This window comes from Brevundimonas sp. GW460-12-10-14-LB2 (assembly GCF_001636925.1).
Classification (GTDB): domain Bacteria; phylum Pseudomonadota; class Alphaproteobacteria; order Caulobacterales; family Caulobacteraceae; genus Brevundimonas; species Brevundimonas vesicularis.
On sequence record NZ_CP015511.1, the window covers coordinates 29351 to 46124 of the forward strand.

At 68.3% G+C, this 16774-nt stretch carries 19 protein-coding genes and 1 other annotated feature; of the genes, 11 read left to right on the forward strand and 8 right to left on the reverse strand.

Going from position 1 to position 16774, the window contains the following annotated elements; all coding sequences use genetic code 11:
- Positions 1-52 precede the first annotated feature (52 nt).
- On the reverse strand, positions 53-265 hold the full coding sequence (locus tag A4249_RS00175) for a cold-shock protein (protein ID WP_008260410.1): 213 nt from the start codon (positions 263-265) through the stop codon (positions 53-55).
- Positions 266-504: 239 nt separating this feature from the next.
- Here A4249_RS00175 and A4249_RS00180 point away from each other — a divergent pair, with 239 nt between their 5' ends.
- Positions 505-714, forward strand: coding sequence for a hypothetical protein (locus tag A4249_RS00180; RefSeq protein WP_055753991.1), 210 nt, complete (start codon positions 505-507; stop codon positions 712-714).
- 4 nt (positions 715-718) lie between these two features.
- On the opposite strand, the gene A4249_RS00185 is transcribed toward A4249_RS00180, so the two are convergent.
- The 4 genes from A4249_RS00185 to A4249_RS00200 form a co-directional block, all read right to left on the reverse strand.
- Positions 719-2203 carry a SulP family inorganic anion transporter gene (locus A4249_RS00185; RefSeq protein WP_197458418.1) on the reverse strand — a complete coding sequence of 495 codons (1485 nt, stop codon included), beginning with the start codon at positions 2201-2203 and terminating at the stop codon, positions 719-721.
- A gap of 52 nt (positions 2204-2255) precedes the next feature.
- Positions 2256-2319 (reverse strand) — a sequence feature (sul1 is cis-regulatory element that is thought to sense ions involved in sulfur or methionine metabolism; They are found in Alphaproteobacteria).
- A gap of 49 nt (positions 2320-2368) precedes the next feature.
- The gene (locus A4249_RS00190; protein WP_066549721.1) at positions 2369-3550 is read right to left on the reverse strand and encodes a DUF1501 domain-containing protein; all 1182 of its coding nucleotides are present in this window, start codon (positions 3548-3550) and stop codon (positions 2369-2371) included.
- Entirely contained in the window at positions 3547-5043 is a 1497-nt protein-coding gene (locus A4249_RS00195; protein ID WP_066549723.1) for a DUF1800 domain-containing protein, read from the reverse strand. The genes A4249_RS00190 and A4249_RS00195 overlap by 4 nt, the downstream gene beginning before the upstream one ends.
- Positions 5044-5267: 224 nt before the next feature.
- Positions 5268-6104: a metal-dependent hydrolase gene (locus tag A4249_RS00200; RefSeq protein WP_066549725.1), complete on the reverse strand. Its 837-nt coding sequence runs from the start codon at positions 6102-6104 to the stop codon at positions 5268-5270.
- Positions 6105-6169: 65 nt separating this feature from the next.
- Between A4249_RS00200 and A4249_RS00205 the strand changes: the two genes are divergently transcribed.
- From A4249_RS00205 to A4249_RS00215, 3 genes are read left to right on the forward strand one after another with little or no spacing between them, the layout of a single operon-like run.
- Positions 6170-6757 (forward strand): helix-turn-helix domain-containing protein, encoded by a 588-nt coding sequence (locus tag A4249_RS00205; RefSeq protein WP_197458419.1) that lies wholly within the window; start codon positions 6170-6172, stop codon positions 6755-6757.
- Between the two features lie 36 nt (positions 6758-6793).
- Entirely contained in the window at positions 6794-7372 is a 579-nt protein-coding gene (locus A4249_RS00210) for a GNAT family N-acetyltransferase (RefSeq protein ID WP_066549736.1), read from the forward strand.
- Positions 7373-7403: 31 nt separating this feature from the next.
- A complete protein-coding gene (locus A4249_RS00215) occupies positions 7404-9071 on the forward strand; it encodes a putative bifunctional diguanylate cyclase/phosphodiesterase (RefSeq protein WP_066549741.1) in 1668 nt (555 codons plus the stop codon).
- A gap of 5 nt (positions 9072-9076) precedes the next feature.
- On the opposite strand, the gene A4249_RS00220 is transcribed toward A4249_RS00215, so the two are convergent.
- Positions 9077-9430, reverse strand: a complete 354-nt coding sequence (locus tag A4249_RS00220) for a VOC family protein (protein WP_066549744.1) — start codon at positions 9428-9430, stop codon at positions 9077-9079.
- Positions 9431-9588: 158 nt separating this feature from the next.
- Here A4249_RS00220 and A4249_RS00225 point away from each other — a divergent pair, with 158 nt between their 5' ends.
- Positions 9589-10029 carry a TetR/AcrR family transcriptional regulator gene (locus tag A4249_RS00225; RefSeq protein WP_066549751.1) on the forward strand — a complete coding sequence of 147 codons (441 nt, stop codon included), beginning with the start codon at positions 9589-9591 and terminating at the stop codon, positions 10027-10029.
- 104 nt (positions 10030-10133) lie between these two features.
- On the opposite strand, the gene A4249_RS00230 is transcribed toward A4249_RS00225, so the two are convergent.
- On the reverse strand, positions 10134-11000 hold the full coding sequence (locus A4249_RS00230) for an MBL fold metallo-hydrolase (protein ID WP_066549753.1): 867 nt from the start codon (positions 10998-11000) through the stop codon (positions 10134-10136).
- A gap of 71 nt (positions 11001-11071) precedes the next feature.
- On the opposite strand from A4249_RS00230, the gene A4249_RS00235 reads away from it, so the two are divergent.
- The 5 genes from A4249_RS00235 (at position 11072) to A4249_RS00255 (ending at position 15479) form a co-directional block, all read left to right on the forward strand.
- Positions 11072-11404 carry an ArsR/SmtB family transcription factor gene (locus A4249_RS00235; RefSeq protein WP_066549755.1) on the forward strand — a complete coding sequence of 111 codons (333 nt, stop codon included), beginning with the start codon at positions 11072-11074 and terminating at the stop codon, positions 11402-11404.
- 5 nt (positions 11405-11409) lie between these two features.
- Positions 11410-11958, forward strand: a complete 549-nt coding sequence (locus A4249_RS00240) for a rhodanese family protein (protein ID WP_066554527.1) — start codon at positions 11410-11412, stop codon at positions 11956-11958.
- Positions 11959-11962: 4 nt separating this feature from the next.
- Entirely contained in the window at positions 11963-12745 is a 783-nt protein-coding gene (locus A4249_RS00245; RefSeq protein WP_066549757.1) for a sulfite exporter TauE/SafE family protein, read from the forward strand.
- A 42-nt stretch (positions 12746-12787) separates the two neighbouring features.
- Positions 12788-14488: a bifunctional protein-serine/threonine kinase/phosphatase gene (locus A4249_RS00250; RefSeq protein ID WP_066549759.1), complete on the forward strand. Its 1701-nt coding sequence runs from the start codon at positions 12788-12790 to the stop codon at positions 14486-14488.
- Between the two features lie 139 nt (positions 14489-14627).
- Positions 14628-15479, forward strand: coding sequence for an outer membrane protein (locus A4249_RS00255; protein WP_066549762.1), 852 nt, complete (start codon positions 14628-14630; stop codon positions 15477-15479).
- A 23-nt stretch (positions 15480-15502) separates the two neighbouring features.
- Here A4249_RS00255 and A4249_RS00260 read toward each other — a convergent pair whose 3' ends face one another.
- Positions 15503-16072, reverse strand: coding sequence for a YqgE/AlgH family protein (locus tag A4249_RS00260; protein ID WP_066549765.1), 570 nt, complete (start codon positions 16070-16072; stop codon positions 15503-15505).
- 129 nt (positions 16073-16201) lie between these two features.
- Here A4249_RS00260 and A4249_RS00265 point away from each other — a divergent pair, with 129 nt between their 5' ends.
- On the forward strand, positions 16202-16687 hold the full coding sequence (locus A4249_RS00265) for a peroxiredoxin (RefSeq protein WP_066549766.1): 486 nt from the start codon (positions 16202-16204) through the stop codon (positions 16685-16687).
- The last annotated feature ends 87 nt before the right edge of the window (positions 16688-16774 follow it).

A 16774-nucleotide genomic window follows, 5' to 3' on the forward strand; every position in this document is an offset into this window, starting at 1 on the left:
AACGGCGGCTCCGTGAGGAGCCGCCGTCGCCAGATCAGCTGTGACGCTGAAATCAGCCGATGGTTTGCAGCTGGCCAGCCGATTCCTTGCCCGAACGCTTGTCGCGTTCCAGCTCGTAGGAAACCTTCTGGTTTTCATCCAGGCCGCGCAGGCCAGCGCCTTCGACGGCCGAGATGTGGACGAAGACGTCCTTGCCGCCGTCGTCGGGTTGGATGAAGCCGTAACCCTTGGTCGGGTTGAACCATTTGACAGTGCCGGTAGCCATTTTGAGACCTCCGTTAGAAATTGACCGAGGGAACGTCCCTGCGGCCTGTCGGGTCTGAATGGGAGCGGCCTTGACTCGTGCGTTCGCAGAGAGAGTGGGCGTTACGCAGAGAGATCGACGAGCTCTATGTGCGCAGATATTCATGACAGATGCAAGCGCGGGCCGGGCGGGCCGAAAATCCAATAATGGGAACGGTTTAGCTTGGCACGCGTTGTTGGAGGGCACGAAAGGCTTCCAACATGAACCGCACCCACGTCGTGGAGCGCGCCTACCAGCTCGCTCGGACCAACGATTGTTTGAACACCGGCGATGTCGTCAAAGCGTTGTCGGGCGAGGGCTATTCGGGCGCCGAAATCTCGCACTTCCAGGGCAGTTCCATCCGGGCCGACCTGAACCGCATCTGCAAGATGCCCAAGCCCGACCTCGAACCGACCTCCAACGCCGCCTGACGGCTCAATGCGCGCCGGCGCCGTCCGGCAGATGCATCTTCTCGAACCGCCCCACCCGCGTGACCAGGGTACGGGCGGCGTCGTTCATGCCCAAAACCTGCACCTCCGCGCCCTGACGGCGGTAGCGGAAGACGACCTTGTCCACGGCGGCGACGCCGGTCAGATCCCACAGATGGGAGTCGCTGAGATCGATCTCGACGCGCGTGGGATGGCCGTGATGCTCAAAGCTGGCGGCGAACAGATCGGCCGAGGCGAAGAACAGCTGGCCTGAGACGCGGTAGCGCAGCACGCCCGGTTCCGGCGTCGGAATCTCGGTCACGGCAATGGTCTTGCCGACCTTGCGCATGAAGAAGATCGCCGACAGCAGCACGCCCAGGATGACGCCCTTGGACAGGTCGTGGGTGGCCACGACCGTCACGGTCGTGGCGATCATGACGATGGACGACTGAAGCGGGGTGGAGCGCAGCTTCATCACCGAGGACCAGTCGAAGGTGCCGATGGAGACCATGATCATGACGGCGACCAGGGCGGCCATCGGGATTTGGGCGACCCAGGTCTGAAGCGCCAGCATCAGAAACAGCAGGAACAACCCGGCCCACAGGGTCGATAGTCGTCCCCGCGCGCCCGAGGTGACGTTGATCATCGACTGGCCGATCATGGCGCAACCGGCCATGCCGCCGAACAGGGGCGACAGGACGTTGGCGATCCCTTGGCCGCGCGTCTCGCGATCCTTGTCCGACGGGGTGTCGGTGATGTCGTCGATCAGGTTCGCGGTCAGCAGGCTTTCCAGCAGGCCGACGAAGGCCAGGGTCGCCGAGATGGGCGCGATGATGACCAGCGTCTCCCACGTCAGGGGGACGGCGGGCAGGTGGAACATCGGCAGGCTGGTCGGCATCTGGCCCATGTCGCCGACGGTGCGCACATCCAGCTTCAGCACGATCACCAGGGCGCTGATGGCGACGATGGCGACCAGGGGCGAGGGCACGGCCTTGGTGAGGCGTGGAAAGCCGTAGATGACGACAAGGGCCGCCGCGACAAGGGCGTAGGTGATCCAGCCCCGGCCGATCAGCTCAGGCATCTGGGCCAGGAAGATCAGGATGGCCAGGGAGTTGACGAAGCCGGTCATGACGCTGCGGCTGACGAACTTGATGTAGCGGCCCAGCTTCAGCAGGCCGATGACAATCTGGAACACGCCGCACAGGATCGAGGCGGCGAAGAGATATTCCAGCCCGTGGTCGCGCACGAGCGTGACCATCAGCAGGGCCATGGCGCCGGTCGCGGCCGAGATCATGGCCGGCCGGCCGCCCACGAAGGCGATGGTCACGGCGATGACCACGCTGGCGTAGAGGCCGACGGCGGGATCGACGCCGGCGATGATGGAAAAGGCGATGGCTTCGGGGATCAGGGCCAGGGCCACGACGGTCCCCGCCAGAAGATCGCGGCGAGGATTGGCGAGCCATTGCTGGCGCGCGGAGGCGATAATGGACATTTCAGGATTTCATCTGGATGAGCCTTACCGATGCTTCGGTTTCTGGCGGCTCAGTTTCCCAGCGGATCGGCGGCGGGGATAGCCACCCGTCGCCTGCGAACAGGGCCGGGTCCAAGGTGATGGCGTCCTGATGCGATGTTGCGCCGCGAAAGGCAAGCGTGAAGGCTAGATCAGTCCATCCATGGCCGGCGCTTCGGCGGCGCTGCCGGGGAAGACGCGGGCGTCCAGGGCGGCGCGGTCGAGGCCCATGTGATCGCGCAACACGCCCTTGAACACCGAACGGATATCCAGGGTCGGCGCCAGGTCGCGGTTCTCGAACAGGCGGTTGTCGGCCAGGGTCGGCCAGTCGCCGATGGGGCCGCCGCGCTTCACCGCCCCGCCCGCCAGCAGAAACGAGGAACCAGTGCCGTGATCAGTGCCCTGCGTGCCGTTGGCGCGGGCGGTGCGGCCGAACTCGGTGGCGACGATGACCGCCGTGCGCGACCAGGTCTCGCCCAAGCCGTTCTTCAGGCCCGTGACCAGTTGATCCAGTCCGGTCAGGCGGGTCTGGAGCTGCGCCCTCTGACCCGCGTGGGTGTCCCAGCCGTCCAGCGAGACGGCGACGATGTCGGCGCCCTCCGGTCCGGTCATCAGCTTGGCGACGGCCTGGCCCAGGCCCTGGACGTCGTTGCGACGCAGGCGTTGGTCGCCGCCCTCCATGCCGACCAGCTGCTCGGTCGCCAGACCCCGCGCCAGGTTCTGGCCCAGCATCGGATCCTCGACATAGAGGTCCTGAAGCAGGGAGGCGATGCGGTCGCCGTCGCGCACCAGACCACCGGGCGCCCAGCTGGACACCGGGGCGTCGCCGCGCAGGATCAGGGGCGTCTGGGCGCCGATCGACAGGCCTTTCAGCGACGTTCCGCCGGCCGCGACGATGGCGCGGTTCAGCCAGCCGTCGGATTGCTGGCGCAGACCTTCGCCGCCGTTCTCCAGCACGTCCTGGGCGTCGAAGTGCGACCGGATGCGCACGGGCAGGGCGACGGCGGGTGCGAACCGCATCTGACCCTGACCATAAAGGGCGTGCAGGCCGCTCAGCGCCGGATGCAGGCCGAAGCCCTCGCTCAAGGCCAAGGCGCCGTTCGCCTCGCCGGGCGCGGCGATGGCCAGTCCGCCGCGCAAGGGGACGTAGTTCGGATCGGCGTGAGGCACGGTCACGGACAGGCCGTCCATGGCGCCGCGCGCGATGACGACGACCAGCTTGTTGGCCGGGCCGTTCGACTGGGCGGCGACCCGTCCGGCGAAGGCCAGGCCGACCCCGGCCGAGGCGGCGGCCAGCAGACGGCGGCGGTTCATTTTGAGGGCGGTCATCGGCGTTGGAACTCCGGCGACATGAAGAGAAGGGTGAGGGCCTCGGGGCGGCTTTCGGCGCGGGCGACGGCGAGGCGCGTGCGTTCGCTGAGGCGGGCGCCCAGGGCGGAGGCGGCGACGGCGCTGGGGTCGGCCGCCTGGGCCGCGTCGGCGGCGGTGCGCGACCAGTTCAGCCGTTTGACCAGGGCGTCGGGACCGGCCCAGTCGGCGGCCAGGTCGGGCCAACCCTCGGGCGACGGGGGCGAGAACGGCGGTTGGCCCATGTCGAGCAGGGCCTGACGCAGGGGCTGGACGCGCGGGGGCCGTGTCCCCAGCGCGCGATGGGCCGAAACGATGAACTCGTAGGGCGTCTTGATCTTGGCGGGCTGGGGCGTCCAGGTCTCGGGCGCGTCGATCAGGGCGCGGGCGACCTGGGCCAGATCGCCGCCGGAGCGGGTCCACGCCGCTTCCAGCCGGGCGACCAGAGCGGGCGGCGGATCGTCGGCGACGAAATGGGCGGCGAGGCGGCGCGACAGACGTTTGGCCGTCGCCGGATGCCGCGCCAGGTCACGCAGTATGGCCTGACCCTGGGCCAGGCCCGCCGCTGGATAGGTCTTGCCCATCACCGCGCGGGTTCCGGGTTCGTGCACATTGGCGCGGAAGACGAAGCCGTCGGGACCGGGCTCGGCCTGGGCGGCCATATTGCGCGCGCGCCGCGGACGGTTCGGTTGACGCTGGTCGCGGGCGGCGGGAACGGACCAGCCGGTCAGGGCGCGGGCCAGTTCGGTCACGTCGCCCTGCGTATAGCCGCCGTCGGCGCCGACGGTGTGCAACTCCATCATCTCGCGGGCCAGGTTCTCGTTCAGCCCGGCGTTGCGGCGTGCGCCGGCCAGGCTGTCGGGACCGACGGAGCGGGCCTGATCCAGATAGAGCAGCATGGCGGGATGCTGTTCGGCGGCCAGGGCGAGATCCTCGAACCGGCCGAAGACGTGGGGGCGGATGGCCTCGCGCTCGTACTGGCCGACGAAGGCGCCGCTGGCGAACTTGGCGGCCGAGACGGTCAGGGCGTTCGACCAGAACAGGGCCCAGCGCTCGGCGAAGCCGTCGTCGGTTGTCGCGCCCAGCTGCGCGCGGGCCAGGAACTCCTGCGCCGTGTCCTGGGTGATGTCGCGGCGGGCGGCCTGGCGGGCTTCGCGCCGGGCGACGGCTTGCGGATCGGCGGCGTCCGGCATGCCGGGAGCGGGGGCAGGGGAGGGTGCGGACTCGGCCATCGCCGGAGCGGCGGCGCGTCGGTCGCGGCGGACCAGGCCAGCGTCGCTCTGATAGTCGATATATTGGGCGACGCGTTCGGCGGTGTCGGCGAACTGGCCGGACGGCTGGGGCGCGCCCTGGGACCGAATCTGGCCCATGGCCCAGCCGCGCGGATCGGCGGCGACGCGGTCGATCTCGCCCGGCCGGGCGCCCAGACCCAGGCGGGACAAGGCGACGGCGGCGTCGGTCGGTGATGAAGCCATGGCCTTCTCCTCTCCGTCCCCCGAAGCCTAAACGCACGAGGATGCAGATTTCCGTCGCGACACGCAGACCACCGTCATTCCGGGGCGTCCGCAGGACGAACCCGGAACCCAGGACCGCACGCGGTTTGTCTGATGCATCGACGCCGAATGCGAACCCCCTGGCTTCCGGGTTCTTCGCGACGCTCAGCCCCGGAATGACGGACAGGGGCGTCTATGCGCTGAGATCAGGCCGGTTGGGCCAGGCCGGCCTCCGCGTCCGCGATCAGGTCGCGGTCATCGACCTGCCACGGGTGGAAGTCGGGTTTGTAGAAGGCCAAGTAGTCGCCGATCATCCGGCGATACAGACCCGGCTTCAGCCACAGCCAGCGGAACAGGCCCAGACGCGCGCGCCAGCCGACGATGCCGTCCTGCTTCAGCAGCATGAAGGTCGTCTCGCGCACCGTGCGGGTGAACAGCAGGGTCGTCAGGAACATGGCCCAGCGTCGGATGCGCCAGCGCTTCAGCGGACTGAGGTCCCGGGTCGCGTGCAGGAAGACGTCATAGGCCACGCCCTTGTGCTCGATCTCCTCGATGGAGTGCCAGCGCCAAAGGCGAGCCAGGTCGTGGGGAGAGCCCTTCAGCAGCTCCGGATCGGCCAGCAGCCGATGGGCGAAGGCGGCGGTGAAATGCTCCAGCGCCATGGTCGCCGCCAGCTGGGCCAGGGCCGGACGGGCGCGGGCGATGTCGAGACGCGCGGTGACATAGGCCTCGATCTCGGCGGTGTCATAGCCGGCTCGTTCGGTGATGGCGTTGAAGGCCATGTGTTCGCGGGTGTGGGCGCCTTCCTGAACCGTGAAGGCGCGGATGTCGGCGGCCAGGGCCGGGGGCGCGTCCTTGGCGAACCGCTTAACCGACTGGATAAAGAACCGCTCGCCGTCGGGGAAGGTCAGGCTGAGCGCGTTCATCACGGCGGTGCCGAACGGGTCGCCGTTCAGCCACCAGCGTGGCGTCGGAGCCTCGCGGTCGATATGCAGGTCGCGCGGCTTGATCTGGAGGTCGGCGGGGGTGGCGGATTTCGCCATGGTTCTGCTCCTCGATTTCGAGCGGAGGATGGAGTTAACTGACATCAATGTCAACTAATAGTCCGGTGAAGAGACGACGCGGGGCGGTGGCGCGTGAAGAGGCGCTGGAGGCGGCGCGCGACCTGCTGCTGTCAGGCGGGCCGGCGGCGGTGACGCTGAAGGCGGTGGGCGAGCGGATGGGCGTGGGTCACGCCAATCTGATCCACCATTTCGGCTCGGCGGCGGGGCTCCAGGGCGCGCTGATGGATGCGATGGTGCGCGATCTGGCGCAGCGGATCGAGGCCGGCCTGAACGAGAGCGTGGGAGAGGGGCGCGACGGCGTCGAGCCGGGGCGGTTGATGAGCGTCGTGTTCGACGCTTTCGGGCCGGGCGGCGCCTCTCAGATGGCGGCCTGGTTGGCGCTGGCGCGCGAGCAGGGCCGGGCGGAGAGCTTCGCCGAGGTGGTGCGCGATCTGGCCGAACGGCTGGCGGCCATGGCGCCCGAGGATCCCAAGGCGGCCGAGCGGGCCAAGGCCCTGGTGGTGACGGCGGCCTATATGGCCTTCGCCGAGGGGCTGATTGGGGACATCCTGACGCCGATGCTGGGCGCGCCCGAGGGGCTGGGCCGCGACCTGGCGCTGAAGCTGACCGCGACACTTTTGGCCGAACCGTAAGGTTCAGAGCAGAATCTTGATGCTATAGTCCCATCGATGGCGCTTCTGGACTGGATGAGCGATGTGGCCGGGCCCGTGATCCGGGGGGACGGCGTGCTGCTGCGCCCGCCGCGCGCCGCCGATTACGCCGCCTGGTCCACGCTGCGCGACGGTTCGCGCGACTATCTGCAACCGTGGGAGCCGGCCTGGCCCGAGGACGACCTGACCAAGGCGGCCTTCCGGCGCCGGCTGTCGATCTATGCCCGCGAGATGGAGCTGGGCAACGCCTGGCCCTTCTTCGTCTTCGTGCAGGACGGCAAGACCCTGGCGGGGGCGGTGACCCTGTCGAACGTGCGGCGCGGCGTCGCGGAGACCGGGACGCTGGGTTACTGGATCGGTCAGCCGTTTTCCGGTCAGGGCGTGGCGACGGCGGGCGTTCGGGGCGTGGTCGGCTACGCGTTCGACAAGCTGAAGCTGCACCGGCTGGAGGCGGCCTGTCTGCCTACCAATCACGGCTCGCGACGGGTGCTGGAGAAATCCGGTTTTCGCAACGAAGGTCGGGCTCGCGCTTATTTGAAAATTAACGGCGAGTGGGCAGACCATTTGTTGTTCGGCCTGGTCGAGGACGAGCGTTGACGGCCGGGCGCCGTCTGGAAGGGCGAGACGCGTGACACCACGATCCCGATCGCTGGCCTGGGACGCCACGACCGCCATCGAGGCGCTGGCCGCCGCCGAGACGGCCCTGTGGGTCTGGACCCCGGCGACCGACGAACTGCGCTTCACCGGGGCTACGCGATCGCTGGGCCTGGGACCGCTGGCGCCGGAATGCACGGCCGCCGGATTCGTCGCCCTGGCCATGCCGCAGGATCGCAGCCTGGCCGAGCGGATGCTCAAACCCCAGGACGAGGGCGCCGAGATCGCCGTGCGTCTGCGCATGCGCGGGTCCGAGACCTGTCTGTGGCGCGGCGTCTGGCTGGAGGACGGCCTGCGCGCCGCCGGCGTCGTGGCGCTGGAGACCAAGTTCGCCGGATCGGACCGCGATACGCTGACGGGCCTTTTGGATCGTCGCGCCTTCCTGGCCCGCGTCAGCGAGGTGCTGACCCAGCCGGGCGAATACGAGATCGTGGTCGGCGACGTGGACCGGCTGCGGCGCCTGAACGAGGCGCTGGGGCACGAACGGACCGACCTGGTGCTGTCGGCCCTGGGCTCGCGTCTGGCCGCCGCCTTCAACAAGGACGCCTCGGCCGCGCGGATCGGCGAGGACGAGTTCGCCATCATCGTCCCCAAGACCGCATCCCACACCAGCTATCGCGTTCGAGACGCGCTGGAACAGCCGCTGCGGGTCGCGGGCTTCGACATCTATCCGACCGTCTCCATCGGGGCGGTGATGGTGGAGGGCGGGCCGGATGCGCCAGACGCCGCCGAACTGCTGCGGAGGGTCGAGCTGGCGGTGGAATCGGCCAAGGGCGCCGGGCGCGGCGGCTCGGCCGCCTATGGCCGGGCGCTGGAAAGCGACAGCTTGAGCCGTCTGGCGCTGGAGGCGGATCTGAGGAACGCCTTCGTGCGCGGCGAGATCGTGCCCTTCTTCCAGCCCATCGTGAACTTGAACACCGGGGCCGTCGCTGGCTTCGAGGCCTTGGCGCGCTGGCGTCACCCGCGCCGGGGTCTGGTGCCGCCGGACGAGTTCCTGGGCCTGACCGCCGACCTGGGGATGATGAACGACCTGGGCCTGCTGATGATGACCCAGTCGGCGCGGCAGTTGGCCGAATGGATCGAGCGCCATCCGCTGGCCGGCAAGCTGTTTTGCAGCGTCAACCTGTCGGTCGGCGAGATCGAGCGCCCGCATCTGTGCGAGGACGTGGCGCGCATCATCAAGGAGACCGGCCTGCCCAAAGGCGCACTCAAGCTGGAGGTCACCGAGGGCGACATCATGCGCGACACCGCGCGCGCCGCCGAGGTGCTGCAATCGCTAAAGGACGTCGGGGCCTCTCTGGCGTTGGACGATTTCGGCACCGGCTTCTCGTCCCTGTCCTATCTGGCGCGCCTGCCGTTCGATACGCTGAAGATCGACCGCTATTTCGTGCTGACGATGAACAAGGACGAGGGCTCGGCCAAGATCGTCAAGTCGGTGGTCAATCTGGGCCGCGACCTCTCGCTGGAAGTCGTCGCCGAAGGCGTGGAGAACGCCGAACTGGCCCGCCTGCTGCTGGACGCCCAATGCCACTACGGCCAGGGCTTCGGCTATGCCCCCGCCCTGCCGGCGCAGGAGGCCGAGGTCTATCTGGCTGAAAGCCTGGCCGACGGCACCGCGCCGCTGAAGCAGCGGTCGGCGTAAGAAGTTTAGTCCACGACCCGACCGATCCGCACCAGCGCGCCATTGGGGTCGCTGACCGCGAACTCGTACGTGCCCCAAGGCTTGGTCTCAGGCCCCGCGCCGATGATCAGTTCGCGCACACGGTCGGCGGCGGCGTCCACGTCCTCGACATACAGATACAGGCCCAGGGCGTTGTCCTCGAGCCTTGCGGGCCAGCCGGGCGTGGCGTTGAGATGGATATGGCCGCCCCGCCCATCCTCCAGAATGCGATAGTCGCCGTAGTCGGCGGCGACCACAAAGCCCAGACGCCGGTAAAAGGCTTCGCTGGCGTCCATGTCGCGGGCGGGTACGATGGCGACGGCGCGGTGTTGGTCAGTCATTGGAGCCTCTCTGATCGCGCGGCCATGATGCCGTTCGGCTGCCACTGGTGAAACCCGCAATGCCCATATCTGGGCCGTTTCCGGACAGTCGGGCCACCTTGTCCGCCAGGCTTCGAAAGAGGCTGCCAGGCATGCGCCGGGTGACTTAGGGTGCCGGCATGATCGAAGACGACACGCACGAGGGGGACGGTCGTCGCGCGCGGACGCGGCAGGCGATTACCGACGCCCTGATCCGGCTGATGTCCGAGCGACGCTACTCCGCCATTCGCACGACCGATGTGATCGAGACGGCCGGCATCGGCCGTTCGACCTTCTACGAGCATTTCCAGAGCAAGGACGCAGTGCTCGAACTCATCGTCGAACCCATCCTCATGCCCCTGGCGCTGGCCGGGGCGCGGTCGGGCAATACCGCGCGGCTCAGGATCATGCTGGACCATCTGTGGGATCGCCGCGCCCTGACGCGCCACCTGTTCGAACCCCTTTGCAGGCGAAGTTGCAGCGCCGGTTGGCGGCCTTTATCGAAGCGAGGATCGCGAGTGCGGCCGTCCACCTGCCGTCGCTGGTCGCCACAGGCTCTGCGGCGGCGCGATTCGCCATGATCCGTATGTGGCTGTCGGGCGAAGCGTCCTGCCGTTCCGAGGCTTTGGCCGAGGCGCTGGCCGGCGTGCGCGATCGCCGAGGCGAGAGGGGCACGACCGCGCGCTTAGATCGCGTTTAGAGGCAGGCGCAGGTAGCGCTGGCCGTTGGCGTCGGGGGGCGGCAGGTCGCCGGCGCGGATGTTGACCTGAAGCGAGGGCAGGATCAGCTGCGGCGCTCCCAGGGTCGCGTCGCGGGCCTCTCGCATGGCGACGAAGGCGTCCTCCGATACGCCGCCGCCGATGTGGATGTTGTGCGCCCGCTGTTCGACGACGGTGGTCTCGAACCGGTAGTCGGTGCGGCCCTGGGGCAGATAGTCGTGGCCGACGAAGATGCGGGTCTCATCCGGCAGGCCCAGCAGGCGCTGGATCGAGCGATACAGGGTCCGGGCGTCGCCGCCGGGGAAGTCCGTTCGCGCCGTGCCGTAGTCGGGCATGAACAGGGTGTCGCCGGTGAAGACCGCATCGCCGATCCGGTAGCTGACGCAGGCGGGAGTGTGGCCGGGCGTGTGGATCACTTCCACCGTCAGATCGCCCAGGGCGAAGGCGTCGCCGTCCGCATGGAGATGATCGAACACCGCGCCGTCCGGGCGCACGTCGTCGGCGCCGAACAGGGGGCCGAAGGCCGACTGAACCTGGGTGATCCGCCCGCCGATGCCGATCGACACGCCCGTCATCGCACGCAGGTGCGCCGCCGCCGTCAGGTGGTCGGCGTGGGCATGGGTTTCGAGAACCAGAGCCAAGGTCAGGCCCTCCGACCGCAGCGCCGCCATGACGGCGTCGATCGACCGCGTCGAGGTGCGGGCCGAAGGCGCGTCGAAGTCCAGGACGGGGTCGATGATCGCCGCCTGACCCGTCGCGGGGTCGCTGACCAGATAGGTGACGGTGTGGGTCGCGGGATCGAAAAAGCCGCGAACATCGGGGGGTTGGGTCATGCGTGAATGCTCCTTCGCCATCCAATATATTAGGTATTGCTTATTTAGCAACCTCGAATATATTGCGCGCCATGATCGACCTTCAGACCATCGGACTTGAGCGATTCCAGGCCAGCGCGGGCGAGGCGGCGGCCTTGCTGCGCGCCCTGTCCAACGAGAAGCGGCTGATGATCCTGTGTCAGTTGGGCGAGGGCGAGATGGCCGTCGGCCAGCTGTTGCCTCAAGTCGGCTTGTCGCAATCGGCCCTTTCCCAGCACCTGGCCAAGCTGCGCGACGAGGCGTTGGTGAGCACGCGTCGGGACGGCACGACCATCTTCTACCGCATCGCCGATCCGGCCGTCCTGAAGGTCATCGCCGTGCTGGCCGAAATCTACTGTCCCCCTGTTTCCTCCGAAAAGGCATGATCTCCATGAGCGTCCTGACCCCCCTGTCCCCCGCCGAGGTTTCGCATCGGCTGAAGCAGAACGCGGCCGTGCTGATCGACATTCGCGAGCCCGACGAGTTCGCCAGAGAGCATGTCGTCGGCGCCGTCCATGCGCCGCTGTCGGCCTTAGACGCCTTCACGCCGGCGGGCATCGACGGGCGCGACGTCATCTTCACCTGCCGAACCGGCAATCGGACGGGCGTCAACTGCGACCGCCTGGCGGCCAAGACGACGGGGCAAGCCTTTGTCCTGGAAGGCGGGCTGGACGCGTGGAAGGCGCAGGGCCTGGCCACCCACGCCGACCGCTCTAAGCCGATCGAACTGATGCGTCAGGTGCAGATGGTCGCGGGCGGCCTGATCCTGATCGGCGCAGCGCTGGGCCTGCTGGTGCATCCGGCCTTCTGGGGTCTGTCCGCCTTCGTCGGCGCGGGCCTGTTCTTCGCAGGCGCGACGGGCTTTTGCGGCATGGCGCGGCTGCTGGCCGTCATGCCCTGGAACAAAACCGCGACCCGGCCCGCGACGAGAGCGGCGTGATCCGATGACGACCGAACTGACCCCGCTGGTCCTGACCGCCTTCAGCGGCGGCGTCGTCGCCCTGCTGCTGACCCTGTTCGGCGGCGGCGGATCGGTTCTGGCCGTGCCGCTGCTGCTGTATGTCGTCGGTGTCGCCGATCCCCACGTCGCCATCGGCGTGTCGGCGGCGGGCGTGGCGCTGAACGCCCTGACGGCTCTGGCCGGTCACGCCAGGGCAGGGCGGGTGCGCTGGCCCTGCGCCACCCTGTTCGCCATCACCGGTGCGGCCGGGGCCTGGTTCGGATCGTCCCTGGCCAAGATGATAGACGGCCATCAGTTGCTGCTGATCTTCGCTGTGGCCATGGCGGCGGTGGGCGTAACGATGCTGCGTCCCAAGGCGGCGGTCGCGCGGGACGAACCCCGGCTGAATTGGTCGATGTCGCCGCGCGTCGGCATGGCGGGCGCGGGCGTCGGCTCGGCCGCAGGCTTCTTCGGCATCGGCGGCGGCTTTCTGATCGTGCCCGGCCTGATGGCGTCGACGGGCATGAGCCTGGCGACCTCCCAGGCGACGTCTTTGCTCAGCGTGGCTGCGTTCGGCGCGACCACGGCGGGCAACTATGCGCTGTCGGGCTGGGTCGATCCGGGCCTCGTCGCAGCCATGGCGGTCGGCGGGGTCGCGGGCACGACGGCGGGTCTGCCGCTGGCGCGTCGACTGGGGTCGAACGCCCGGCTTGGGCGCATCCTGTTCGCGGGCCTGATCCTGGTGGTCGCCGCCTATGTCGCGGTGCGCGCGATCCTGGCGCTCTGAGACCTCTGTTCAGCGGGCCGTCTTTCGACGACAGTTCCGCCCATGACCGACGCCAGACTGGAGATCGCCGCCGGCTTTGCGACCTTGCAGGGGCCCAAGGCGGATAATCAGGATTTCGGCGGCGTCCATATCGGCACGGCGGCCGAGCAGCGCGAGCATGGGGTGGTGGCGGTGATCGCCGACGGGGTGTCGGGGTCGAAGGCCGGGCGGATGGCGGCGGAGCTGACGACGCGCAGCTTCATCGACGGCTATCTGGATCAGAACCCGCTGAACGGCATCGCGGCCAACGGCATCAAGGCGCTGCGCGGCTTCAATCGTTGGCTCCATTCGCGCGGGCGGATCGATCCGGCGATGGAGGGGGCGGCGACCACCTTTACCGCCCTGATCCTGCGCGGGCGCGAGGCGACGGCGCTTCATGTGGGCGACAGCCGGGCCTGGCATTTCCGCGACGGGGTTCTGACGCGGCTGACCGAAGACCACACGCGCGCCCAGCAGGGGCTGAGCCATGTGCTGTATCGCGCGGTGGGCATCGAGGCGGATGTGAAGCTGGATGTCCGGCAGATGCGGCTGGAACCGCACGATCGTCTGCTGTTGACCACCGACGGGGTGCATGGGGTGCTGGCCGATGCGATGATCGCGGGCCTGTTGGGACGGCGCAGTTCGCCCGACGCGGACGCCAAAGCGATCTTGGCCGAGGTCGAGGCGGCGGGGCCGCGCGACAACGCCACCGCCATCGTCATCGACGTGGTCCGCACCGGCGCGCCCGACTGGGAGGCGATCACGGCCGAGGCGGAGGGCCTCGCCATCCTGGCGCCGCCCGCCGTCGGCGACAATGTCGACGGCTTCGCCTTGCAGCGGCTCGTCGCCGACGGGCGCTATACGCGGCTGTTTCTGGCCAAGGACACCCTGGGCGACGCAGGCACGGTTGTGCTGAAATTCCCCAAGCCCGCCGTGGTGTCGGAACGCAGCGCGCGCACCGCCTTCCTGCGCGAGGCCTTCATCGGGCGGCGTATCGACAGTCCGTTCGTCGGCAAGGTGTTGAGCCTGGACGCGGGTCGCCAGAGCCGTCTGTATATCGCCCAGCCCTTCCACGCCGGTCAGACCCTGCATGCGAGGTTGGCGGAGGAAGGGCCGTTCGAGATCGGCGAAGGGATCGGCGTGGCCCTGCGCCTGTCGCGGGCGGTTTCGGCCCTGCACCGGGCGGGGGTCACGCACCGCGACATCAAGCCGGACAATGTGATCCTGGAGACACAGGGCGGGCTGAAACTGGTCGACCTGGGCGTCGCGCGGCTGCGGCTGGCCGAGGAGTTCGCCGAGGCCGAGGCGCCCGGCACCGCCGGCTATAAGGCGCCGGAAATGTATGCCGGCGAGAGCGGCGACGCCGCCACGGATCAGTTCGCCCTGGGGGTGACGCTGTATCGCCTGTTCACCCGAACCTATCCGTGGGGCGAGGTAGATCCGGCCGATGCGCCGCGCTTTGACCGGGCGCCCGCGCCGCCGACGCGACATCGGCCGGATATGCCCGCCTGGCTGGAGGCGGCCATCATGCGCGCCGTCGCCGTCGATCCGAACGAGCGGTTCGAGGATGTGGAGGAACTGATCCATGTGCTGGAAACCGGCAGCGCCGTCGCCGCCCCGCCGCCGCGCCAGCTGTCCCTGATCGAGCGCGATCCGGTGCGGTTCTGGCAGGCGGTCAGCCTGGTCCTGCTGATCGCTTTTCTGGTATCGATGGCGACGCGCTAGGCCGGCGTACGTTCAACCTAAGCCTTTGGATGTGCGACATTTGGCGATGGGAGTTTGAGGGAACCTGTGCCCAGCTTCGGCTTTTGTGACGGCGAGCGGGGATGTCGCGCCCGCAATTTCGGCACGAAAGCCTCCCCAAATGATCAAGACCCTCGCCTGCAGCGCCCTGGCCCTGGCCATGGTTTCCACCCCCGCCCTGGCCCAGTCCGTCGCCCCCGACTGGTCCGGCCCCTACATCGGCATTTTCGGCGGCTACAACCAGTCTAACGACGACGGTGACGAGACCCTGCGCTTCGACCGCAACCTCGATGGCATCTATGGGGATCAGGTCACGACCGTACCGATCGCCCCTGCTACCGTCGGCACCAACGCCTTCAGCCCCGGCTTCTGCGGCGGTATGGCCACAAGCACCGCGCCGGGAACGGGCTGCCGTGACGACAACGACGGCGTCGAAGCGGGCGTTCGCGCCGGTTACGACATGCAGTTCGGCAACTTCGTGGTCGGCGCCCTGGCCGAATACAGCGTCAACAATGTCCAAGACTCGGTGACCGGCTTCTCGACCACCCCGGCCTTCTACACCTTCACGCGCGAGCTGCAGAGCACGGCGGCCGCGCGCCTGAAGCTGGGCTACGCCTACGGACCGGCGCTGATCTACGGCACCGGCGGTTACGCCTATGGCAAGTTTGAAAACCGTTTCCGCACGTCGAACCTGGCCAACAGCTTCACCGAAACTAGCGAAGGCGATGACGGCGACGGCTGGCAGGCCGGCGGCGGCGTGGAATACGCCCTGGGTCGCGGCCTGACGGTCAGCGGCGAATACCTCTACACCTCGCTGGACGTCGACAGCCCAGTCATCCGCGTCGGCCGCGGCACGGCGCCCGCCACCAACCCGTTTGTCCTGGCCCCGAACACGACGGGCACGGACATGGTGCGCAGCAACGGCAAGTTCGGAACGCACATGTTCCGCATCGGCATGAACTACCGCTTCTGATCGTCAAGCGGGGCGGTCTGGCCTCAGGCCCGGCCGCCCTGGCTCGACAGCATGGCCGCGTCCACGCCCAGCTGGGCCAGGGCGCGTGTCCATTTCGACGTGTGTTCGCTGTCGAAAATCAAGTCCAGATCGGCGTCGGCGGTCAGCCAGACGTTTTCGGCCAACTCTTCCTCCAACTGCCCCTCGCCCCAGCCGGCGTAGCCCAGCAGAAGGGCCGATCGGCGCGGACCGGCGATCTCGTCGGTCATGGCGGCCAGCGCCTCGCGCGTGCCGGTCATCGCCAGACCGTCGCCGAAGGCCAGGGTGTCGTCGCCCACCGTCCAGTCGTCGGTATGCAGCACGAAGCCGCGCTCGCGCTCGACCGGTCCGCCCATCAGGACCGCGCGACCGATGGATTGATCGGGCGCCGGCGCGTCCAGCTTGTCCAGAACCGTCTTCAGATCCACGCCCGGCGCCGGTCGATCCAGCCGCAGGCCCATGGCGTGATCCGGCCCGTGGGCGCAGATCAGGATGACAGCGTGTTCGAACCGGGCGTCGTCGATCCCGGGCATGGCGACCAGCAGTCGGCCGGTCAGGGTGGAGGCTTCGCTCATGATCCTGGCATCATCCGTCCGGAAAGCGGCGCAAGCAAGCCGAACCGGTGCTTGCGGTGTCGCCCGTGGTGTCTATGTGTCGCAAACGGCCGTTCAAACGCGCCGGCCTCAAACCTCAGCGAGACAGACATGACCATTCAGATCGGCGATCGCATCCCCGCCGCGACCCTCGCCCAGGCGACCGCCGAGGGCCCCAAGCCCGTCAGCACCGACGACATCTTCGCCGGCAAGACCGTGGCCCTGTTCGCCGTGCCTGGCGCCTTCACCCCCACCTGCTCGGCGCGTCACCTGCCGGGCTTCAAGGATCATCTGGCCGACATCCAGGCCAAGGGCGTCGATACGGTCGCCTGCATCTCGGTCAACGACGCCTTCGTCATGAAGGCCTGGGGCGAGAGCCAGGGCATCACCGACGACAGCATCGTCATGCTGGCCGACGGCAACGGCGAACTGACCCGCGCCCTGGGTCTGGTGCTGGACGGTACGGGCTTCGGCCTTGGCGAGCGCTCGCAGCGCTATTCCATGCTGGTCAAGGACGGCGTGGTCGAGCAGTTGAACATCGAGCAGGGCGGCGAGTTCAAGGTGTCCTCGGCCGAGCATCTGCTGGCGCAGCTTTAAGTTGGATCAATCCACGCTACCGCTTCGCTACTTGAGCGTGGATTGATCGTGAACACGGATGTGTTCAGCCCCGAGAAGCGCAGCGCC